We start from the raw sequence: 21,398 nt of genomic DNA on the forward strand, positions 1-21,398 counted from the left end.
ACCGTGTTGGCCGTTAGCCTACTGCCCTTGTGTCAGTGCCGCGTCGTGGCAGTCTCACCGTCGCAGGTTTGGGCTTGTGTGGCCCGATGCGCGTGGTCGCGTTGCTCCATGACGAGCCGTCGCAGTGCGGCGGGAGCCTCAGGGTGGGCGGTTAACCAGTCACCTGCGCGGTCACCTTCCGTGTTGGTGGGGAAAAGTCCCGTCACCAGGCGGCGCGCTATTTCGATGCTTCGGGTGTTCCACACGGGGAGAATCCGGTCGAAGTATTCGGGTTCCACGGTGTGGGTTAGGTCAGGTCGGTCACCGGCGGTGAATCCGGCGATTTTCGCGTCAACGTGGTCATTGCTCAGTGTGGTGTCTTCCCACGCTGCTTGCCATGCAGATTCCCGTACCGCCGCATCGGGCTGTGATGCGAGCGCACGCAGGTGTGCGGTGCGCCCACTGCCGGTGTTGTCTCGTTGCGCTTCTGCTGTCAGGGTTTCCTCATTGACGTGACCAATGGTGGCAAGTGCGGTGAGCCACGCCCAGCGCAGGTCAGCGTCGAGGGGCAACCCGGTGGGGGTATCGGTGGTTCCGTTGAGCAGTGACAACACTGCGGGTGCGTGAGTGGAGTGTGGGACGTTCGCGATGGCTGGGGCGAGTGCACGGGCCCAGGCGAGTTGCGCATCTGAGGCGGGGGCAGCGTTGTGTAGCCCCTGCCACACGGTGTCACCCCACGCGGCGCGGGTTTGTTGCCGGGCATCGGGGTGAACGTAGTGGTCCAATGCGTAGGCGGTGTTCGCTAACGCCGCACCTAGTAGGGCACTGTTTGGTTCGTTGCTGGCGTGGCTTGCCACAATGTCAATGTAGTGGCGGGCAGGGAGTTGTGCGTCACGCACAGAGTTCCACAGAGATGACCACACAAGGGCGCGAGTCAGCGGGTCGCTGATCGAACTCAAGTGATCAGTGACAGTTACTAGTGACTGCTGGTCTAGGCGGGTTTTTGCATACGTCCAGTCACCGTGGTTGAGGATCCGCAGTGGAGCGTCATCCCACCCCGGAATGGCGACAGTTGTGGTCTCTTGGGTGAGGGTGATGTCTTGGGTGTGCGTGCAGACAAGCGCGCCGGCTTCCCACGTGAACAAACCAACGCTGAACTGGTGTGGGCGGGCAGGTGTTTGCGTGATGACGACGGTGTCTGGTGTGTTCGCTTGAGGTACCGCACCAGCAATCCCGGTTATCGCATCGACGACAAGGGCACTTGCGGTTGTGGTGACACTGTCTGCGGTGATGGTGGTGACGCCGCTGGTTGTTAACCACGCATCGGCCCAGGTATTCAGGTCACGGCCTGACACGTCGTTGAGGATGCTCAACAGGTCTTGCAACGTGGTGTTTCCGTATGCGTGACGGCCAAAGTAGGTGCGGGCGGCAGCGAAAAATGCGTCCTCTCCCACGTAGGCGACCAGTTGTTTCAACACGGCGGCACCTTTGGCGTAGGTGATGCCGTCAAAGTTGAGTTTCGCTGCTTCGAGGTCGGTGATGTCCGCAACGATGGGGTGAGTGGTGGGTAGTTGGTCTTGCTGGTAGGCCCACGCTTTGCGGCGGTTCGCGAACGTCACCCACGCATCAGTGTGACGGGTTGCGGCAGCTGCGGCGTGCGCACCCATGTAATCCGCGAAGGACTCTTTCAACCACAGGTCGTCCCACCAGCGCATTGTGACCAGGTCACCAAACCACATGTGCGCCATTTCGTGGAGGATCGTGTTTGCGCGCCCCTCATATTGGGCGGCTGTCGCGGCGCCACGGAACACGTAACTTTCGGTGAACGTCACCAGGCCGGGGTTTTCCATTGCTCCCAGGTTGTATTCGGGAACAAAAATTTGGTCGTACTTACCCCACGGGTATGGGGACGCGAACTGGGTGGTGAAAAAGTCGAGCCCTTGGCGGGTGATGGTGATGATCTCGTCGGCGTCCAAGTGTTCCGCTAACGACGCCCGGCACAGCACACCCAAGTCAACGCGCTGGTCCGCGGACTCCCACACGGAATCCACCCGGTGGTAAGGCCCGGCCGCAATGCACGTAATGTAACTGGAGATACGCCCCGTTGGCGCGAACACCACAGTTTGGGTGTCACCGTGGGTGGTGACCTCGGTGGGGGCGGTGTTGTTTAACACCTGCCAACCTGCCGGGGCTGTCACGGTGAACCGGTAACTCGCTTTGAGGTCTGGTTGCTCAAAACACGCCATGACACGGCGCGAATCGGCAGGCTCATACTGGGTGTACAGGTAGGTGGCACCATCTGCGGGGTCCACGTAACGGTGCAGTCCCTCCCCCGAGCGCGAATACGCGCCCTCGGCAACAACCTGCACCACGTTGACAGCACCCGGGGCGGTGTCCAGGTTCTCCACGCCGATGCGCGCCTCATCCCACTGCACCGGTTGTGGTTGGTTATTGACGGTGACCCCATGGACGGCGTTACCCAAGAAATCGATCCACGTAGCTGACGTGGCGGAGGTGAACGTTAGCGTCGTAGTCACCGGGAAACCCGGTGCGGCAGGATCAGTGGCGGAAGTCAGATCAAGAACAACATCAATGGTGTCAACCGTGATGTGCGCGGAACGGTGAGCGGTCTCTTCCCGAGTGAGGTTCGCAGAGGTCATGACACTATCCTGTCACCTCGCAGACCAGTGGGGTGACGCCAACTTTATAATTCACAATTCACCCCCTGCTGCGCTTTCTTTTTACACCCTGGGTGAAAAATTATAAAGAATGCACAGAACTCCTTGTTTCTCAACATAGAAGTTATAAGATCTGAAACGTGAGCAAATGACCGTGGAGATGACTGTAGACCACAGAAGAGAATCTCCGCTACCTAGAATAGAAGGATTACAACAATGATGGATTTTTTGAGCAGCCTCTCCCAGGTCCTAACTTTCATCGTAGCTGCCGTGGCTGCATATGCAGCATGGAAGCAATGGAGCGGTCAAAAGGAAGATAAAGAACTCCGAAACGCAGCTGGTCTATCAGCATGGTGGGCCCATGACGAAAGTCGGAGAGAGTGGGGAGTGCAAGTGGCTAATTCTTCGGACTCGCCATTCATGAACGTTGAGATAAATGCAGCAGCCAATGGGAAACCTAAAGACAGTTTTACCGTGAAACTCATCCCACCTGGAGTAATTTTCATTCCTTCAGAACCATCTACCACCTGGAAACAGCCTAGGCGCGCCACTGAAGAACAACTGACCCCCATTACAAATTCAAGCAAACATGATATCACAAAAATTAATTTCGCCGACTATAGAGGTAAACTATGGCAGTGGACACAGGAGAAAGGCACGCAGCCCGTCAAGGCGAGTAAATAACAAATATGACATCTACAGAACGTCGCTTGAGCTCTCCTTAAAATCTAGCAACCAGAGTTTTTCATAGTTTTCTACCATCTGTTCTATCAGAGTTAAAAATAGGGCTGTCAAAATCTTTTCCGTGTCGAAGCCATGGTTTATATGTAGAAAAACCGAGAAAATCCATGGCTGCAGTTGAATGGTCGACTAATAGGGAGCGTTTGCTTCGATGATGGTCACCATTTTCCGGACCTACACAATACTCATATCCGGGAGCAACTGCACTTTCGGCAGCGGCGCCAAAACAAGCAAAATCTTACGATTTTCTGAGTTCTTTGCCAGCATTCTCATGTTTCATAGTGGTATCGCTTCCTTACGGATGTGGTCCATCAGTGGACCGGTACCGCAATCAGACACGACGTCCACTGGGGCATCAACGATTTGCTGCACGTCAGCCATGAAAGCTGCGAGGTCGAAGATCGAGGCGGTTGGCGCCGGGTGAACAAGGATGTCGATGTCTGAACCGTTGCCTGCTTGACCTCGAGCTACGGAACCAAACAGCCTGACGTTGCTGAGCTGGTGGGTCTTCGCGGACTCCATCACATGCAGGCGGTGTTGCCTGATTTTCTCCATACTGGGGGCATCTAGCGCTGATACTGGGTTTTCTGTTGGCGATGGCGTGGGAACTATATGGTCTTTCCCGCTTGCTCTGTTGTGCTGACGGGTGTTGATAGATGATGGGGTCATGGAGACGCGGTCAGTACCTATTGATGTGAGTGACACGGCAGTGCCTGGTTGGCAGGATCCACGCGAGGTTACCCGGTTTGGCGTGTTGATGGCTAACGGTCGCCTCGCTCCAAGGAACTTTACAACGCGTGAAGAAGCTGAGGAGTGTGCTCAACCTGGTGAACGCGTTGTTGAATGGAACCTTGTTTGCGAGTGCGACCGTTAGGGGCGCGCGTGGTGAGCGCGACTGTTGGTTGTGTGGGGCGAGGTTAGTTGTCCGGTACGAGGAGTGGGACTTTCTCGACGATGGGTAGCTGGGCGCTTGTCCCTGTGGTTTCGAGGAACCCCGGAACACGAACCCACGAAGTTCCATCCAACGACCAGGACGCAGACCACTGAGTCGTCACAGAAATCCTCACCGGATCAAGAGTGGTGTACGTATGCTGATACCCAGTTTCCACATCAGCACTACCCGGCGACGCAACAGGACCCAAAACAGTGCCATCACCCCAATCAAACGTGAACGACACTGGAGCAACACGCACCGAAACAGTTTGCCCCAGCAACGTTGGCGTAAACATCTGCACAGCAGAATCCGTATACACCACCACAGGCAGATTAATCACCCGCGGATTATCCGCACCAATCTTTGGATACGTGTGAACAGGCGAAGGCTTGATCTTCAACACCGCCAAATCTTCCAACGTAATGTTCAATGGAGTGTCACCTTCTAGGGCTTGACTTGGACATCTACCCAAACGAAATCTTGTCTCAGTCACCTGACCTGATGAGACATCGATTTTGTCCTCAAAAAATAAACCCCATTCAAGTTCGGTGGCAATATCACATTTCGGCTCTTCGAACTTATCGATAGCCTCACTTAAACAATCCATCATCGATCCGATAACAGAATTAACAGTAAATCCTGCACATAATTTGTCTCGCTGTTTCCAGAGGTGAGTTAGCACGACAACCCCAGCAGCTTTGCCTTGTTGAGTTTCCGTTTCAAGTCCCTTCACAGCCACTTCATCGCCTTCGTCAGCCGCAGTTCCAACGAAGCTAGTCCCGGCTCCCTCACGATCCCTGTAGAGGTCGACTAGATGTGATTCAAAATTTTTGGGAGTCGGTACAAAATTGACAGAACTGCCAAATACTAGACTCGACGCTACACCAACGCTTAGTAATTTTTTCACTCAAAAGCCACCTCTCCAAAAGCCCGTAAAAACCATCCACCTTCTTTATCACTTATGACCATTTGCCTAGCGAAGGATCCGCTCTTTTCAAAGAAACCCAAGACCTCTCGCTTTTCATTCACAACAGGCGTTTCATAATAGTGAACCGTAAGATCTAATATCCAACCGTCGTAGCCTTTGCTATAAATTGCAATATCTTCAGTCTTATATACTGGACCGACAGGGGGAGTTTCCTCTTCATAAAAATCATTAATTATTTTGAGGGTACTTGCACACATTCCACAAGTTGGATCACTCAATTTTTCGAAATCACTGATATCACCCGTTGCATAGGAATAGTTCAAGACGTCAATCATGTACTGGGCAGCAGCCTCAGCACCAGCTTCGTCGTTATTAGCCATCTCTGGGTATTCCACAGGTTTAACAATCTCAACCTCAGGGACAACATCCCCCACCTCATACTCCGAGGGATCGAACTCATCAAAGGGAATCGGCGCATCCTCACCCGCCGCTGCTTCACTACCAGCAGCGTCACCATCAGCATCGGCTGGGACTTCAACAGTCTTACTCACCTCAACCGGTTCCTCACCACCGTCACTACACCCACCCAACACAACAGCACTAACCACAAGCGCAACAAGTGAACGGCGGAAAGGGAAAGACTCAAGACCACGTGAAAAAGACATAGATCCCATGATCTAGCAGCCCAACCCACCACACGATAGGCACCCCTCCCCTGTGGAAAAAGCGTCACGCCTCGTGGGTAAAAAGCCCGACAAAGCTCGACTCATGGCATCTGTATTCATCCAATCAGGCGAGAAGACCTTAACCAGTTGAGCAGCGCAAATATCGGGATTTTGAAAATGCTCACAACCATATGGTTGCCACATTGCGCGCTACCCATCGGGTCAGCATTTTTGGCTCACTAGGCTTCGTGGCGAAGCGCACAGTTGCGCCTAGTCGGCTGTACCTCCGGTCAGTGTTTTACAAGTCCGCGTTATCTGCAACAACCAGCAGTGGTGTCAGAGGTATGCGTGTGCGCCACCGTTCGGGGAGTTGTGTGTAGTGGTCGAGGAACAGGGTGACGATGTCTTCACCCGTGAGGAGACGTAAACCTGACCGTTGGCGTTCGATGGATTTAGCGTCCCTGCTGTAGTTCCCTAACGTCACAAAGACTACGTAGTCCCCGGGCCCTTGGGTGCCAATGAGTTGTTGGACATCCGGCGCACCGATGGTGCTGGTGAGGTGTTTGCATTGCACTTTGATTTGCGGGGGCTCTACACCGAGTGGGTCGCGGTGGGCGATAACGTCGACTCCCCCGTCTTGGTTGTATTGGGTGACGCGTGCTTGGTATCCGAGGGCCCGTAAGAGGTCGGCTGTGAATTCTTCGAATTCTTGGTGGGTGAGGTTTTTGTGGAGCGCCTCGAGAATGTGGTCGCGGGTGTGGCGTTCGATGCGTGACGCACGTGGTTCGTCTGTGTTTTCTTCGTCGTTTTCTTGGTTCGCAACGGATTCGACGACGCTCGTCATGGCGTCCACTGCGTTTTCGGTTGCGTGGAGGGCTGCGAGAAATTCGTCGGCGTGTTTTCTGATTCGGAAAATGGTGAGGAAGGAACCAACTTCGTAGAGCGCTGGTTGGGTGAATACGGTTCTGGAAAGTCCGATTTTTTCCCAGCGTACGGGGCGCCGGTGGCGGTGGGTCGGTTCTGTAGCGGCGTAGTAGTAGTCACCGGTGATGATGCCGATGTTTATTGTGCTGTCGGGTATGTTTCCCACCCGGCGCTGATGAATCCTCCTGATATGACTTCTTCAGTGAGCGTGTCGTTGTGGACGCCCCAGATCGTGGGTTCAGTAGTCATGATGGTCAGCCGCCCAGGACGCAGGTTGCGATGATGTGATCTATTTTGCGGACGTCCATGCCTTTACCGAGTTTAATTTTGATGCGCCCTGCACGGGTCCAGAGCTCAACCTCGGCAGACAGGTCGAAGGTGCCCGCGTTTTCGGTAGACCACATGTTGATGGAGCTATAGGGCAGCGAGTAAATTTCGACCTTTTTACCGCGGATCCCTTGCGCGTCACGCACGATAAGCCGCTTCGACGTGAAGATCGCGGAATCTCGGAATGTTTTGAACGCCGCGTAGGGTTGCTCCCCAGGCGCAAGCAAACCCGCCACATCGTTAGGGATCGGGATTTCTTGAACAAACATCCATTCAGTTATCGCTGCTGTTTCCACTGCTATTCCTGACTTTCGCGCGTAGTAGAGGCATTACCAGTCACTCAGTTCCACAGCCTACCCATCACTGTGCGGTTGCTCGTCGTGTTCACGTTTGCTGTGCTCCTGTCGCACATCCCGTGAATCTAGTTTGGTGTTGTCCGCTTTAGTGTCAAGTGCGGCCGCGATGCGTTCTAAATAGCGCAATTGCTCCGCCGCGATGTGCAGATCAACGCTTCTACGATGTCCAACTCCTTTTAAGCCGTAGATCAAGTTGATGACTGCGAATGCGAGCCCGAAAAATGCGAGAAAAGCCCACAGAACGGGTTTCATGAACGGTTCCTCTTCCCCAAATTGAGAAGTCTGTTCCTGCAGCGCGCCGTAGATCAGGAAGCCTGTAGCCAGTTCGGCGACAGCCGCAAATATTACTGCCCAGATGAAACTATTAAACCCTGCATGCCGTGTTTCCTCTGATTCTAGTTCCTTGTCGAGTTGCACGGTCCCTACCTTTCTTGGTTTCAGAATTCTTCTCGAAGAAGGTATCAACAGCCTACACATGTCCGTCGACTAGCTGGTCCATTTCGTAGTCCAAAATATCCGACAGAAAGAACAACGCCGTTTTCTATGCATCTTGGATCAGGAGCATCCAGTGGGGTCACCATACCCTCAACTCTTCACGCACCTAATTTTGTCGGAGAAGCAAGGGTCTGGCAATCTGTACGTCATGTAGGCAAAAGCACAGCGGGATCTATAGTTGAATCATTGTGCACATCACCAGCGATGTAGGAGAAGTCATCTCGGTCTTTGCCACTCGGTGACACTCTGGGGTGTGGCGTCGTGTGCGCATTAGCAGTGACCGTGAGGTTATGATAATTGTCTTTCGGCATCGCTCACAGTACTGTCTGAGATCAGCATGATGGGGTTCGGGTTGAGGCAGTGCAGCGCAAACAAGAAACGCTTTTCGCCGTCTCGAAATTGGCTCATTTCATCGTGATTACAAGACACAACTTAGACCCCAACGAAGCACCGCTCGTCTCGAAGATGAACTGAAAATATTGCCTCTCAGCAACATGAGTGCCGACAATTTAGTAAGATGTGGCTATCTAGTTTTACTGCATAGTGTCTGTAAATTTTACATTAATCTACTGCTCCACGAGCAGACCTCGAAGGTACATGGTAACTTGACCAGTATCCAACATGCTTGAAGGGCTACGAAATGAAAACGTTTCTACCAATGAGCGCCCTGGTTTTTTTACTGGCGTCTGCGTGCACGGCAACAGATGGAAGCACCCACCAATCCTCAACTCCACCTCCATCTCAATCGCCAATTCCATCACCGACAGTTTCGGAGTCAGCTGCATCCGACTTTCAAGACTTCGACGTGGCGGATGAAATAAGTATTGACAGTTTATTCTCGCCATCAGTGGTGGGAATCCTTAACAAGTTCGACCTATCCGACCACGTCGGCAAACTTGAGGTTTGCAGGGATACTAGCGCCGTTTTGACAACCCTCACTGAGAGTCAGCTGAATGATTACATATATTCGATGTCATCTTACGATTATTCTATACTTGAAGACTTGGTAAATGAATGCAATAATATCGCAGCGAACTTAACAAAGTGAGGCCATATTTTCATTCAGCCGCTCGAAACAACAAAGCAGTCAATAGTTACTAACTACACATGGCGCGTCGCAGAAACCCGACAGAGATGCATCAGCTTGGTAATTGCTAATTTTCATTTTCACCATGAATACCTAATGCAGCAAATAATGAAACCAGCGGAAGCGAGTCAAAAAAGGACTCAACACCAGTGTTACTTAATCCTTCCGTTACCAAATACACTGGATGCCGATCGATGAAAACGAATATGTGCCGCAAATCCATTCATCCCTATTCAGCGAATTCAATATTCATTCTAGCATTCTGTTTTACTCAGCACTAACTTCTATAAATAGAGTTTCAGATATTTGCGTCCATGTGAAAGTAATTGTTCAATTGGATTCTGCTAGAAGTAGGTGTTGTCTATTGAATAAAGATCGAATCATGTGAGGATACCATCTACAGAAAATTCGCACCCTGCACTTGGGGCGTCACGAAGGATACCTGCTGTTCAGGTATTCTCTTCTCGGCCATCAACACGACATCTCGAATCTGACGAATAGGTCGGCATCGATATTTTGAAAGCCTTTGAAGCGCCATGGATGAGGCTTAAATTGATCCTCATTCAAGACAGCAACCATTTGTCCATCAATGATCGTTGTTCGGATATCGGAGTCAATACATGACGCACCGCGCCCAAGTACTACTGCTCGATCTTGAGGGCACAATCTACACCCGCGACGGGCTCATCACGGGGGCAAGCGAAGCCATCGCGCAACTACGCACGGACGGGCACACATTACGGTTTCTCACGAACACGGATTCCGCTGCCACCGCAGATCTTCTCATCAAAGTTCGCACGATGGGCATCGACATCGCTGATGGTGAGTTGTTCACCCCTGTCGGAGCGGTCCGAGCGCTCGTGGACAGCGAGGCCAGCATCAGACTGCTTACCCTTACAACGCCAGCAGTACGGACCGAGCTTGCCGAGGGGTTCGAACTCGCTGAGACAAGCGAATCAGCCACACATGTAATTGTCGGCGATGTGCGCACAACCCTCGACTATGCACTACTGGACGCGGCATTCGCCGCCTTACACGATGGCGCCACCTTGGTCGCTCTGCAGCGTGGCAGATTCTTCCTCTCTGGTGGGCAACCTCACCTAGACACCGGTGCGGTCGTCGCAGCCCTGGAGTATGCAGCCGGGGTCAAAGCCCAAGTTGTCGGGAAGCCGAGCCCACGCTTCCTGGAACTCGCACTATCGACCATCAAAGGCAACCCTTCGCGGGAAGACATCTGGGTAGTCGGCGACGACCGTACCACCGATATCCCGATGGCACTCGCCGCAGGTGCACACGCCGTGCAGGTACGCACGGGAAAATTCGCCCTCCAAGACGACGAATCGGCGAAGGCGTCATTCGTCGTCGACTCAATTGCGGACGTGCCAAGGCTTATCCGAACACAGCCTCGCTGAATGTCAGAGTGGCGCGATAAGTTCAACAAGCTCAACGAGGAGCAAGCAACACACCACTCTCACGGAGGCAAAGATGCTCACCAGTGCGTACCACTCATCCAACAAAACAGACCCTGACGTGCACCACGTACACGACAACTGTCCAAGCGGCCAGCAAATCCCCCTCGCAAACCGCAGACATGGCACCAACGGTTACCCGATGTGCGGACATTGCAAGAACATGTAGTTGAGACCAGCAGCCAGCTGGTAATGCACAACTCAACAGACAGTTGTTGACAAAAACGTGTGGCCCGCAAGCATTGCTTGCGGGCCACACGTTAACGAGTAATGTCTCAACCATTCCCGAGTGGAGCTAAGGGGACTCGAACCCCTGACCCCCTGCATGCCATGCAGGTGCGCTACCAGCTGCGCCATAGCCCCGTGTTCACGTGGCGGGAGTGTTCCCGTTCGGTGAAGCACTGTAATCCTAAACCACAACGTGCGGTGAATGCCAATCCGTTGGGGCGCATCGGGAGTGACGCTGGCTACAGCGGTTGGTGGGCGCGTTGGCTGGTCACCGGCTCATGCTATTGGGGCCACACTGCATCATTGAGTGCACACAACCTCACCGCGTGCACTGATTTACTGGCTGCGTACTGCGTTGGCGTGGTAACTGCGCATGAGGGTGGCGAGTTCTTCGTGGTTCATGCCTTTGGCTTGGCGGGTCACAATGTTGATGGGCGCTGTGCCGAGGCGTAGGTTCGCTTTGACTGCTTGGCGGCTCATGGCGGGCAGGGTTGCGAGGTAGGTGTCACGGTCGTGGACGTCAACGCTGACGTGTGGTTGTCCCCCGAAGATGATGGGGTTGATGCTGGAAACGTCCTGCCATTTGACTAACCGTCCACGGGTGGCAATGGCGGAGGTGTAGTCGTAGAACCCGTCGCGGGTGAGGCGCACACCAACGCGGCTCCCGAATACGAGGCGCAACCACAGTACTGTGCACAACCCGAAGAACACTGCACCAATGATTCCGATTAACCCCATGATGGGGTTTTCGTCGATCAGCAGGATCAGAAACCCGGACACTACTGTCATGAGCAGAGCACTGATCACCATGACAATCTGTTTGCCGGCGCTTTGGTGAAGTTCGAAGTCTGCGTACATGTCCTGCATGGGGTGGTGCCTCCAGTGTCATACATATGTGCTGGGACCGATGACAGTCATCGGGTGGGGGTGACATAACCGCGGGGTGCCGGTATCACGGCACCTGAACCTAGCACATTGCCCCCTGCGTGCAGCAGGTTCACTTCTCCCCACGTGCGTTGTCCCACATAGGCGGGTGGGCATCGGCCGTAGGATGTTGGTTATGGATACTGCCGAGTACATGTCAGGTTTTGCCCAATTCATTACAGCGTCACCGTCGTCTTATCACGCCGCTCACGAGGTGGCCCGGCAGCTGAGTGACGCCGGTTTCACGCAACTCCACGAGCATGAGCCGTGGGTCGCCCCGAAGCGTGCGTTTGTGATCCGTGATGGTGCGATCATTGCGTGGATCACCCCGGATAACGTGTCCACCACAGCGCCGGTGCGGGTGTTGGGGTCTCACACGGACTCCCCCGGTTTTAAACTCAAACCCCAATCCACGACGGGCAGCGCGGGTTGGTTGCAGGTGGGTGTGGAGGTCTATGGTGGGCCGTTGTTGAATTCGTGGTTGGACCGCGAGTTGGAGCTTGCTGGGCGTCTTGTATTGAAGGACGGCAGTGAACACCTGGTGCGCACGGGGCCGTTTATGCGGGTGCCCCAGTTGGCTATTCACTTGGACCGTGAGGCGAACAACGGGTTGAAGTTGGATAAGCAACGGCACACTGCCCCCGTATATGGGGTGGGGGCTGTGGGTGATGCTGATGTTCTTGGGTATTTGGCGGAGCTTGCGGGTGTTGAGCCTGGTGAGGTCGCCGGGTATGACGTGATTTCGGTGGACACTCAGGAGCCTCGCCGTTTTGGGCGCGGTGATGAACTGTTCGCTGCTGGGCGGATGGATAATTTGTCGTCAGTGTATGCGGGGCTTGTTGCGTTATTGAACGCCCCTGATGACGCGAAACATATTAGCGTGTTGGCGGCTTTTGATCATGAGGAGATTGGTTCGGAAACCCGTTCGGGTGCGAGTGGGCCGTTCCTTGCCGATGTTATTGACCGTATTTATGAGGGGCTTGGTTCCACCCGTGAGGAGCGGCACCGCGCTATCGCACAGTCGTGGTGTCTTTCTTCGGATGCTGGGCATTCTGTTCACCCGAATTATGCGGAGCGTCATGACCCTGCGGTGCAGCCGTTGGCTGGGTCGGGCCCGCTGTTGAAGATTAACGCTAACCAGCGGTATGCCACTGATGGGCAGGGTGCTGCAATGTGGGTGCGCGCGTGTGAGGCGGCGGGTATTGAGTACCAGGATTTTGTGTCGAACAATAATTCGCCGTGTGGTTCAACGATTGGGCCATTGACTGCCACCCGTTTGGGTATTCGCACTGTCGATGTTGGGATCCCGTTGTTGTCGATGCACTCGGCCCGCGAGTTATGCCACGTTGCTGACGCTCACGCACTGACCCGTGCGATTAGCGCGTTTTACGCTGGCGCGTAAGCCCACTGCTTAGCCGCCGATGCCCACCCTGGTTGGGTGGGCATCGGCGTTTGTGTTGTGCGTGTTGTTGGGCGCGGTGAGGTTGTTGGGCGGGTCACCGTTGTGGCGCGTTTTGTGTGGTGCTGGGGTTTAGGTATTGTCGCCGTTGACGAGGAGGGGAACGCGTTCTTCGACACGGATGGGAGCAGCGGTGTCTGTTGTTGTGGTTGTCCCGTTGATGGGAAGCCAGGTCGCACCACCATCGATAGAGAATTCGCCTTCCCACGTGGTGGTAAGGCTAATAGTGAAGTCACCGAGCTCGGTGTAGAGGTGTCCAACAGTTTGGTCAGGGTATGAACGCCCCGGATCTGTGGTGACCAATGGTTGACTCCCATCCCCAAAATCCCACGAATATTCGACGGGCGTTGCCCGCACTGCAACGTTGATTCCAACAATCGTTGTGGTCAGCACTTGCGCAGACGGATCCGTTAACCCAATAACAGGCAACCGAATAATGTAATCATCCCGATCAGGCTCTATCACAATCCCCGAACCAGCTAGTGGCAGGCGACGAAACTCCTCAACCGACACCGAAATCACAATCGGCTCACCGCTTACTTCTTCCACGTCTGGGAAACAGTAGAAAATGTAAGCGCCTACCCCCTCAGATGCACCAGCAATATTATTCCCGCCCTGCTCAGCAACATGATCAACCCACACAAGAACATCCTGCCCATCCGAACCCTCAGGACACCGACCCCGAACAGCACCTGACGGTATTTTATTCTGTTGCTTTTCAGACTTTTTGGATGGTTCCGCATTGTAGTTTTCTACATTTGCGGTTTCGTTTTCCGTCGATCTTTCGTAAGCGTCCTTACCTCCCAAATTAAACCCATCTGAGGATGGAGTGACTTCAATTCCACCAAGCGGATTCTGCGTCGTCGTCGGGCTGAAAGAGTAGAGTGCAGCCAAAATGAAGATTGTTAGACTACTCGACAAGAAAATCTCCTTCGACTAACAACCATCCATCATCGTTGAAACCTACATACATATCACCGGTTAGTTTTTGATCTGTCTTGATCAATTCACCATCTGTGGTGGATGTGTACTCGGAGGATATATTTGCCCTGATTGGGATAGACCACATAACTGAATTTTCACCAACGAAAGACGCATCGACTATTTCTTCAGCATCAAAGACGTACCTGGTGAGACTGAAATCACTTTCCGACCTTTTTTGGTGATTCTTTTTATACTCATTGCACCAGGTGCACTCTCCAAATGCATACTTTGAGAAAAAACTTGAGTCTTTTTGCACAGCATCATATTCAATGACTTCGACGAAGAACTCTGCTGCTGCGATAGCACCGGCCTTGTCTCCTATTTTCATCGCATCTGGCTCTTCAGGAACGGGGCGTTCCTCAGGCTCAACCGTCTCCGGGGCACTCGTCTCGGTCGTTTCAGTGTCAGCGGGTTCCTGCTCAGCCTGTGTTGTCGGCGCAGGCACTGAAGGCTCCTCCCCACCACTACACCCAGCAAGCAACAAACCACCAACAACCACAGCAGCAACAAGCCGCACAGAACCTACACCGAAGCCATTACGCCACATAGAAGAGAACATACCCAACATCTTCTCTGACCAACCCAACCAACAACCATCGGCACACCTCCCCTGTGAACAACCCCACCACCCACACACCACCGTGATACCGCAGCAGCACAGATTCGAAGCAACTTCCTTACACCTCGGCCATCCACTCATGATCGAATATGTCTACGATGGGGTCACCATTGACCTCAGGTGCGAAGCTACTTGCTATGAACAGCATGAAGAAGCGGTGATAGTCCTATCAAGCGACAGAGAGCTAGGTGATGCGCCATCCCAACCCACTACCAGCAAGTGACTTGAATTCAGACAAGCAGTACGTAACATAGCCCCCAAGCATTCTCAAACCGTATCTTCAGTAGGCAAAATCAAGAATTCGGATTTAAGTTCGGTTCAGTAGTAGGTTCCGCATCAAGGCTCTTACCTTTATTTCAACCACGATGCCCGTTTAGCGCATTACCCTAGACGCCCACCCGTGCTGGAGCATCAACGCGCCGATCACCGGACCACCTGTATCCGAGCCCTATTCACGAAAGCTTGAATCGGATAGTCAAGTATTACCAGCAAAAATAGTGTTACACTTCCACAGATCACGAGCCCGTTTCTATTTCGACTAATATCCATCGCGAATCAATAAACTGAACAACAAAGTCAAGAGAGGGATTTTGAATCACGACATCTGTGGAATTTTCGAGGTTCTCTTCTATGGAAAGCTCAACCGGAACAAGCCACATTAGAACACCTTCACCAACGAAATCAGGTTCGTTGAGTTCTTCTATTGTGTAAAAAGAACCTAAAGACTTTTGATGGGTCGAAACTCTTTCTTCAACAAGATCGATGAGGTGATTACATCTGCCACAATTTTCGTATGAGTACTCTTCAAGAAGGTCGGTATTGCTTGTGTGCATAGAGTATTCAATAACCCCGACGAAGAATTTTGCTGCCGCGATAGCACCAGCCTTGTCACCCGTTTTCATCGCTTCAGGCTCTTCAGGCACCTGGCGTTCTTCAGGCTCAACTACTTCAAGGGCATCAGTTTCCGCTGGTTCAGTAGGGGCAGGCTCCTCCTCAACCTGGGTCGTTGGCGCAGGCACTGAAGACCCCTCGGCACCTACGCACCCAACAAGCAACAAAATACTTGCCAACGCGGTGGCAACAACTCGACCAACAGTTACAGGAGCACCATTAAGAGCCAAAGAAAAGAACATACCAACCATCATCACCGCCCCACCCAACCAACAACCATCGGCACACCTCCCCTGTGAACAACCCCACCACCCACACACCACCGTGATACCGCACCGTGACCCCCAACATAACCAAGGTCGAGGCAATTCATGTCAGGAATGGGCGGAGGTCGCTCACTCACATCCGCACAAGCAACCGTAGATCATAGATAATAGATCTCGATCACTTTCCTCGCCCTTCAAGATCAGGCTCAACCTCAGTAAGCTCCCACACATCTGCCTCGAAACTTACAAAAACATTTAGCGTAACTTCAGTAACTCGCGACTCTTCCTCCCCAGTCAGCATTTCCTCGATTTTTAAGTCAATTGGAACTCGCCAAATTATCACACCTTTGCCAACGAACTCTGGTTCGCCTACGGACACGATCTTATAATCCGTTATTATTGAACTGAAATTCGTCCCAATCCTCTGGTCAATTAGATCGAGCATGTGATTGCAATTAGTGCACCTTTCATATGAGTATTCTGAAAGAAAGGCTCTTGAGTTTGTCCCAAGGCTATATTCGATGACTTCGACGAAGAATTCCGCTGCTGCGATAGCGCCAGCTTTGTCACCCGTTTTCATCGCTTCAGGCTCCTCAGGAACTGGGCGCTCCTCTGGCAATGATGTTTCGAGAGGTAGCGATTCTGTTATGTCCGAGGAAGCGAGTTCCTTCTCAACCTGGGTTGTTGGCGTAGGTAGTGGAAGCCCCTCCGCCTCTCCACACCCAGCAAGCAACAACATACTGGCCAACATGGTGGCAACAACACGCCCCGCGCCAGTATTTACCAGGGAACGATCACTACGCGTAGAAGAGAACATGCCCACCATCTTCACCGCCACACCCAACTAACAACCATCGGTACACCTCCCCTGTGAACAACCCCAACACCCACACACCACCGTGATACCGCACCGCGACCGCGACGCTATTGAGAACTCGGAAGTAACACGCTTTGCCTAGCGCCTTATAGAGGGCGTCGTGTTGTTGGGGTTTAGGTGTTGTCGCCGTTGACGAGGAGGGGTACGTGTTCTTCGACGCGGATAGGCGCAGCGGTGTCAGTGGTTGTGGTTGTGGTTGTTCCGTTGATGGGCAGCCAGGTCGCTCCCCCGTCAATGGAGAATTCACCTTCCCACGTGGTGGTGAGGCTAATCGTGAAGTCACCAAGCTCGGTGTAGGGGTGCTCAATGGTTTGGTCTGGGTATGAACGCCCCGGATCTGTGGTGACCAATGGTTGAGTGCCATCCCCAAAATCCCACGCATACTCAATGGGGGTTGCCCGAATAGCGACACCAATACCAAGGATCGTGGTGGTCAGGATCTGCGGCGAAGGATCAGTCTTCCCAATGACCGGCAAATGAATAACATAATCATCCCGATCAGGCTCAATCACAATCCCCGAACCCACAAGAGGTAAACGCCGAAACTCCTCAACCGACACCGAAATCACAATCGGCTCACCACCACCAAGCTCACCGCCCTCAGGCATACAGTAATACACGTAAGACCCAGGCCCACTCCCCCCTTCTCCAGCAGGCAAATTATTACCGAGCCTTCGAGCGGAAGTATTCTCCACATACAACGAATAATTCTGTCCCTCAACATCTGCAGGGCACGTTCCTAGCAAAGCACCCGCAGGCAAACCATAAGGATTCGGATTCACACGCTGTTCAGCATCAGGCTTCGGATCGGTTGTATTTTGAGAACCGTTGTCTCCAGAGGATGTTTTCGCTCCATTTCCATTCGGTGTTTTATTTACCTTGTCCACCCCATCAATGTCAACCGATCCAGGCTCATTCCATTTAGGAACAATTACGCTTCCCCGGTCGCTGGGCTCAGAAAATATAGGAAATCCGAGTGCTAAGTGTGCTGTAACGTAAAGGAATGCGCCCATCATAGGTGGACATTCTCCAACTCAACGAGAGTCCATTTGCCTTCATCGAACATTACCGCTACACCAAGGTTGACTTCTTCCTTGTATTCTTCTAGTTCCTCTCCGAACTTTTCGTGTATAGAAATATTCACGGGAACCAGCCACATGATAACTCCTTGGCCTACGAACTCAGGCTCACCAGTTTCGGTGACGGAATAGCTGGAACTAACAGACTTTTTACCTTGGTCCACACGCTCCTCGATCAAACTGACTAAGTAGTTGCACCTACCGCATTCTTCAAATGAATATTTTTCTAGAAGCTCGGTTGTGTTGGTGTGCATGTCATATTCAATAACTTCGACGAAGAACTTTGCTGCGGCGATAGCACCAGCTTTGTCCCCCGTTTTCATCGCTTCAGGCTCTTCAGGAACAGGGCGCTCCTCGGGCTCTACCGTTTCGGGAACTGCCGTTTCCGTCGTTTCAGTAGGGGTAGGCTCCTGCTCAACCTGGGTTGACGGTGCAGGCGCTGGAGGCTCCTCCGCACCTCCACACCCAGCAAGCAACAAACCGCCGACCAAGACGGTGGCAACAACTCGACCAACACCAGCAGTAACTACGGAACCATCACGACGCGAAGAAAAGAACATGCCCACCATATTCTCCGACCCACTCAACGAGCCACCATCGGCACACCTCCCCTGTGAACAACCCCACCCCCCACACGCAGCCGTGATAAGACCATCGTCCCCAATGCACCACCGTGATATCACCACAAACACAACGATGCCCACCCTGTTACCAGGGAGGGCATCGTGGTGCTGGGGTTTAGGTATTGTCGCCGTTGACGAGGAGGGGAACGCGTTCTTCGACACGGATGGGAGCAGCGGTGTCTGTTGTTGTGGTTGTCCCGTTGATGGGAAGCCAGGTCGCACCACCGTCGATGGAGAATTCGCCTTCCCACGTGGTGGTGAGGCTAATGGTGAAGTCACCGAGCTCGGTGTAGAGGTGTTCGACGGTTTGGTCAGGGTATGAACGCCCTCACACATAAAACGAATATTCGACGGGCGTTGCCCGCACTGCAACGTTGATTCCAACAATCGTTGTGGTCAGCACTTGCGCGGACGGGTCTGTTAACCCAATGACGGGTAACCGAATGATGTAATCATCCCGATCAGGCTCTATCACAATCCCCGAACCAGCTAGTGGCAGGCGACGAAACTCCTCAACCGACACCGAAATCACAATCGGCTCACCGCTTACTTCTTCCACGTCTGGGAAACAGTAGAAAATGTAAGCGCCTACCCCCTCAGATGCACCAGCAATATTATTCCCGCCCTGCTCAGCAACATGATCAACCCACACAAGAACATCCTGCCCATCCGAACCCTCAGGACACCTACCCCGAACAGCACCAGCAGGCAAAACGAAAGTATCATTGTTGTTCTCGCTCACTGCGTTGGATGAAGACACGTGTGAGGCCTCGACCTCTTCCTCCTCAATTTCACCGTGCCCTAGGACATCAAACGATCCTGGTTCAGCATAAACAGGCTGGTAGATGTCCACGGGCACTTCAGCTGGAAGAAAAAGCGAACATATGAGAATTGGTGTATAAATTAAGTTCACTGGGCGCTCGCAGGAGTTACTTCGGTAAAAACCCAGCCTTCGGGTAAGTAAGTAACATAAAATAGTAATGAATGATCTGCGTGATATTGTTCATCATAGTTTACATACTCTTCACGCACTGAAAGTTCTAGCGGGACTTCCCAAGTAAGCTGTTTCTTACCCCAGAGCGAAACCGACCCCAAATCCTTTATTTCATAGTCCGAGCTAATTACTTTGATTCCGTCTTTGTTTCTCTTTTCAATTGTCTTTTGGTACTCAATGCACATATTACACTTTTCATAAGAGTATTTCTCCAAGAGGTCAGTAGTACTGGTGTGCATGTCATATTCAATGACTTCGACGAAGAATTTCGCTGCTGCGATAGCCCCAGCCTTGTCGCCCGTTTTCATCGCTTCAGGTTCCTCAGGCACCGGGCGCTCTTCGGGGTCTGCTGTTTCGGGAACTGCCGTTTCCTTTGTTTCAGTAGGGGTAGGCTCCTGCTCGACTTGGGTTGACGGTGCAGGCGCTGGAGATTCATCCGCGCCCCCACACCCAGCTAGCAACAAACCGCCAACGATGACACCACCAATCAGCCGTGCAGAACCAACACCAAAGCCATTACGCCGAATAGAAGAGAACATGCCCACCATATTCTCCGACCCACTCAACGAGCCACCATCGGCACACCTCCCCTGTGAACAACCCCACCCCCCACACGCAGCCGTGATAAGACCATCGTCCCCAATGCACCACCGTGATATCACCACAAACACAACGATGCCCACCCTGTTACCAGGGAGGGCATCGTCATGTCATTGCTGAGGGTTGCGTTTCGGCTAGCGTGGTTCGGAGCGGAGCCAAGCGTCTTCTTCCGCCCCGCTGTGCGCTAATGCGTTCATTACCTGTGTTGCGTTGATGTCTCCGCGCACTCGTCGAACGAGGAGTTCGAGGAAGTCAGCTTGTGGCTGCCAGTCTTCGAGGCGTTCCGCGTCGGCGATTTCCCGCAGTTTGTGTTGCTCCTCATCGGTGAGGCCAACCAGCAGGTCTGGCCACACACCGTGAACGCTGTTCGTCACAGCCGGTCCCTCTTCTCGGTGTTGGTGTTCACACACAACAACTTGCGGCATGCAAACACGGTGAAGTGTTGTACTGCTGGTTTACCACGTCTCAGACCACCCCACCACGTCAACGGCCAGTTTCACCTCGGTGTTTGAGAAACTACACCGCCTCAGGAGCGGGGCTTTCCGCGTTATTGCACGGAATCTGGGCCGTCATTCCACACGTCCGGGCCGTGAAGCATTGATGGTCCGGCGTTGTGTTCGATGAGGCGCCAACCAGGATTTGCCCCGGCTGCTGTGTTACGGGAAAGCACTGACCAGTGAACGTTGCGCATTCCTGCGAGCCCACGCCAGGTGGAGGCGTTTTGCCCGAGGAAGTAAGAGATAACGCAGGAGATCGCTGCCCCGTGTGACACAACAACGAGGTCTCGTGCGTCGAGGTCGCTGTCAGCGTGGGTGAGAATCCCCTCGGCAACACGCTCAGCAACAACGCTTTTGTTTTCGATTCCCGGTACGTCTGGTTCAGCCCCGCCTGCCCACACTGCGTATTGCCCTGGCCAGCGTTCTTCGATTTCTGGGCGAGTGAGGCCCTCCCACGGCCCGAAGCTGCGTTCGCGCAGCCGCGGGTCCGTGGTGACGGGAACACCAAGCTCTTGGGCTATGAGGTGCGCCGTGTGTTGGGCGCGCCCTAAGTCCGATGCGAGGACCAGTGGCGTGGTCAGTGGGCTTGCTGCAAGAACTTTTGCTGCTTCTTGTGCTTGCCACACACCGGTGGCGTCCAGTGGGATATCCACTTGCCCTTGGAGTCGCATCGCAGCATTGTAGGCGGTGCGCCCGTGGCGGACGAGCACAATGTTCTTCACCGGCACGCGGTGTTCCCTTCACGTGGTGCGTCCCACTGTCAGGTGGGCTGTC

Annotated in this window: 21 protein-coding genes and 1 tRNA gene; 3 read left to right on the top strand and 19 right to left on the bottom strand. The window is 53.2% G+C overall.

The window, feature by feature from the left end; genetic code table 11:
• Nucleotides 1-32: 32 nt before the first annotated feature.
• Nucleotides 33-2,639: an aminopeptidase N gene (gene pepN, locus G538_RS0110545; RefSeq protein WP_029069295.1), complete on the bottom strand. Its 2,607-nt coding sequence runs from the start codon at nt 2,637-2,639 to the stop codon at nt 33-35.
• A gap of 234 nt (nt 2,640-2,873) precedes the next feature.
• Between pepN and G538_RS0110550 the strand changes: the two genes are divergently transcribed.
• Nucleotides 2,874-3,341 (top strand): hypothetical protein, encoded by a 468-nt coding sequence (locus G538_RS0110550; protein WP_029069296.1) that lies wholly within the window; start codon nt 2,874-2,876, stop codon nt 3,339-3,341.
• 333 nt (nt 3,342-3,674) lie between these two features.
• On the opposite strand, the gene G538_RS17790 is transcribed toward G538_RS0110550, so the two are convergent.
• From G538_RS17790 to G538_RS0110590, 6 genes are all read right to left on the bottom strand, one after another.
• A complete protein-coding gene (locus tag G538_RS17790; RefSeq protein ID WP_029069297.1) occupies nt 3,675-3,953 on the bottom strand; it encodes a nucleotidyltransferase family protein in 279 nt (92 codons plus the stop codon).
• A 362-nt stretch (nt 3,954-4,315) separates the two neighbouring features.
• Nucleotides 4,316-5,239 carry a hypothetical protein gene (locus G538_RS0110570; RefSeq protein ID WP_029069299.1) on the bottom strand — a complete coding sequence of 308 codons (924 nt, stop codon included), beginning with the start codon at nt 5,237-5,239 and terminating at the stop codon, nt 4,316-4,318.
• Nucleotides 5,236-5,925: a DUF6318 family protein gene (locus G538_RS0110575; protein WP_029069300.1), complete on the bottom strand. Its 690-nt coding sequence runs from the start codon at nt 5,923-5,925 to the stop codon at nt 5,236-5,238. Before G538_RS0110575 ends, G538_RS0110570 begins: the two co-directional genes overlap by 4 nt.
• Nucleotides 5,926-6,223: 298 nt before the next feature.
• Entirely contained in the window at nt 6,224-7,015 is a 792-nt protein-coding gene (locus G538_RS16310) for a restriction endonuclease (protein ID WP_245566848.1), read from the bottom strand.
• 88 nt (nt 7,016-7,103) lie between these two features.
• On the bottom strand, nt 7,104-7,472 hold the full coding sequence (locus G538_RS0110585; protein ID WP_029069301.1) for a PH domain-containing protein: 369 nt from the start codon (nt 7,470-7,472) through the stop codon (nt 7,104-7,106).
• A 57-nt stretch (nt 7,473-7,529) separates the two neighbouring features.
• Nucleotides 7,530-7,949 carry a hypothetical protein gene (locus tag G538_RS0110590; RefSeq protein WP_029069302.1) on the bottom strand — a complete coding sequence of 140 codons (420 nt, stop codon included), beginning with the start codon at nt 7,947-7,949 and terminating at the stop codon, nt 7,530-7,532.
• 1,785 nt (nt 7,950-9,734) lie between these two features.
• On the opposite strand from G538_RS0110590, the gene G538_RS0110605 reads away from it, so the two are divergent.
• Complete coding sequence (locus G538_RS0110605; RefSeq protein ID WP_029069305.1) at nt 9,735-10,526, top strand: HAD-IIA family hydrolase; 792 nt, start codon at nt 9,735-9,737, stop codon at nt 10,524-10,526.
• 347 nt (nt 10,527-10,873) lie between these two features.
• Here the strand turns inward: G538_RS0110605 and G538_RS0110610 are convergent.
• Together G538_RS0110610 and G538_RS0110615 are read right to left on the bottom strand one after the other, a co-directional pair.
• A tRNA-Ala gene (locus G538_RS0110610) sits at nt 10,874-10,946 on the bottom strand.
• Between the two features lie 201 nt (nt 10,947-11,147).
• On the bottom strand, nt 11,148-11,678 hold the full coding sequence (locus tag G538_RS0110615) for an STM3941 family protein (RefSeq protein ID WP_029069306.1): 531 nt from the start codon (nt 11,676-11,678) through the stop codon (nt 11,148-11,150).
• Between the two features lie 193 nt (nt 11,679-11,871).
• On the opposite strand from G538_RS0110615, the gene G538_RS0110620 reads away from it, so the two are divergent.
• Entirely contained in the window at nt 11,872-13,137 is a 1,266-nt protein-coding gene (locus G538_RS0110620) for a M18 family aminopeptidase (protein WP_029069307.1), read from the top strand.
• A 129-nt stretch (nt 13,138-13,266) separates the two neighbouring features.
• Here G538_RS0110620 and G538_RS17450 read toward each other — a convergent pair whose 3' ends face one another.
• The 10 genes from G538_RS17450 to G538_RS0110680 all read right to left on the bottom strand — a co-directional run bounded on the left by G538_RS17450 (nt 13,267) and on the right by G538_RS0110680 (nt 21,352).
• Entirely contained in the window at nt 13,267-13,836 is a 570-nt protein-coding gene (locus tag G538_RS17450) for a PKD domain-containing protein (protein ID WP_245566849.1), read from the bottom strand.
• Nucleotides 13,837-14,104: 268 nt separating this feature from the next.
• Nucleotides 14,105-14,737 carry a DUF6318 family protein gene (locus G538_RS0110630; protein ID WP_084618343.1) on the bottom strand — a complete coding sequence of 211 codons (633 nt, stop codon included), beginning with the start codon at nt 14,735-14,737 and terminating at the stop codon, nt 14,105-14,107.
• Nucleotides 14,738-15,312: 575 nt separating this feature from the next.
• Complete coding sequence (locus G538_RS0110640) at nt 15,313-15,930, bottom strand: DUF6318 family protein (RefSeq protein WP_169514113.1); 618 nt, start codon at nt 15,928-15,930, stop codon at nt 15,313-15,315.
• Between the two features lie 202 nt (nt 15,931-16,132).
• The gene (locus G538_RS17455; protein WP_157544430.1) at nt 16,133-16,693 is read right to left on the bottom strand and encodes a DUF6318 family protein; all 561 of its coding nucleotides are present in this window, start codon (nt 16,691-16,693) and stop codon (nt 16,133-16,135) included.
• A gap of 251 nt (nt 16,694-16,944) precedes the next feature.
• The gene (locus G538_RS18350; RefSeq protein WP_051196974.1) at nt 16,945-17,439 is read right to left on the bottom strand and encodes a PKD domain-containing protein; all 495 of its coding nucleotides are present in this window, start codon (nt 17,437-17,439) and stop codon (nt 16,945-16,947) included.
• A gap of 404 nt (nt 17,440-17,843) precedes the next feature.
• Nucleotides 17,844-18,470 (bottom strand): DUF6318 family protein, encoded by a 627-nt coding sequence (locus G538_RS16330; protein ID WP_035834116.1) that lies wholly within the window; start codon nt 18,468-18,470, stop codon nt 17,844-17,846.
• 391 nt (nt 18,471-18,861) lie between these two features.
• Nucleotides 18,862-19,386 (bottom strand): hypothetical protein, encoded by a 525-nt coding sequence (locus G538_RS18355; RefSeq protein ID WP_029069312.1) that lies wholly within the window; start codon nt 19,384-19,386, stop codon nt 18,862-18,864.
• Nucleotides 19,387-19,442: 56 nt separating this feature from the next.
• Nucleotides 19,443-20,066 carry a DUF6318 family protein gene (locus G538_RS0110670; RefSeq protein WP_084618345.1) on the bottom strand — a complete coding sequence of 208 codons (624 nt, stop codon included), beginning with the start codon at nt 20,064-20,066 and terminating at the stop codon, nt 19,443-19,445.
• Between the two features lie 195 nt (nt 20,067-20,261).
• Nucleotides 20,262-20,501 carry a hypothetical protein gene (locus G538_RS0110675; RefSeq protein ID WP_157544432.1) on the bottom strand — a complete coding sequence of 80 codons (240 nt, stop codon included), beginning with the start codon at nt 20,499-20,501 and terminating at the stop codon, nt 20,262-20,264.
• Between the two features lie 173 nt (nt 20,502-20,674).
• Complete coding sequence (locus G538_RS0110680; RefSeq protein ID WP_029069315.1) at nt 20,675-21,352, bottom strand: histidine phosphatase family protein; 678 nt, start codon at nt 21,350-21,352, stop codon at nt 20,675-20,677.
• Nucleotides 21,353-21,398: the final 46 nt, after the last annotated feature.

The organism is Jonesia quinghaiensis DSM 15701 (genome assembly GCF_000423205.1).
Lineage (GTDB): Bacteria > Actinomycetota > Actinomycetes > Actinomycetales > Cellulomonadaceae > Jonesia > Jonesia quinghaiensis.

Bases quoted from the DNA above. Each gene is read 5' to 3' on its own strand.
- G538_RS0110605 (WP_029069305.1), top strand. From the start codon at position 9,735: ATGACGCACCGCGCCCAAGTACTACTGCTCGATCTTGAGGGCACAATC.
- G538_RS17455 (WP_157544430.1), bottom strand. From the start codon at position 16,693: ATGTTGTTGCTTGCTGGGTGTGGAGAGGCGGAGGGGCTTCCACTACCT.
- G538_RS0110670 (WP_084618345.1), bottom strand. From the start codon at position 20,066: ATGTTCTCTTCTATTCGGCGTAATGGCTTTGGTGTTGGTTCTGCACGG.
- G538_RS0110620 (WP_029069307.1), top strand. From the start codon at position 11,872: ATGGATACTGCCGAGTACATGTCAGGTTTTGCCCAATTCATTACAGCG.
- G538_RS0110550 (WP_029069296.1), top strand. From the start codon at position 2,874: ATGATGGATTTTTTGAGCAGCCTCTCCCAGGTCCTAACTTTCATCGTA.
- G538_RS0110575 (WP_029069300.1), bottom strand. From the start codon at position 5,925: ATGTCTTTTTCACGTGGTCTTGAGTCTTTCCCTTTCCGCCGTTCACTT.
- G538_RS0110630 (WP_084618343.1), bottom strand. From the start codon at position 14,737: ATGTTCTCTTCTATGTGGCGTAATGGCTTCGGTGTAGGTTCTGTGCGG.
- G538_RS0110640 (WP_169514113.1), bottom strand. From the start codon at position 15,930: ATGTTCTTTTCTTTGGCTCTTAATGGTGCTCCTGTAACTGTTGGTCGA.
- G538_RS0110615 (WP_029069306.1), bottom strand. From the start codon at position 11,678: ATGCAGGACATGTACGCAGACTTCGAACTTCACCAAAGCGCCGGCAAA.
- G538_RS17790 (WP_029069297.1), bottom strand. From the start codon at position 3,953: ATGGAGAAAATCAGGCAACACCGCCTGCATGTGATGGAGTCCGCGAAG.
- pepN (WP_029069295.1), bottom strand. From the start codon at position 2,639: ATGACCTCTGCGAACCTCACTCGGGAAGAGACCGCTCACCGTTCCGCG.
- G538_RS16330 (WP_035834116.1), bottom strand. From the start codon at position 18,470: ATGTTCTTTTCTTCGCGTCGTGATGGTTCCGTAGTTACTGCTGGTGTT.
- G538_RS18350 (WP_051196974.1), bottom strand. From the start codon at position 17,439: ATGCCTGAGGGCGGTGAGCTTGGTGGTGGTGAGCCGATTGTGATTTCG.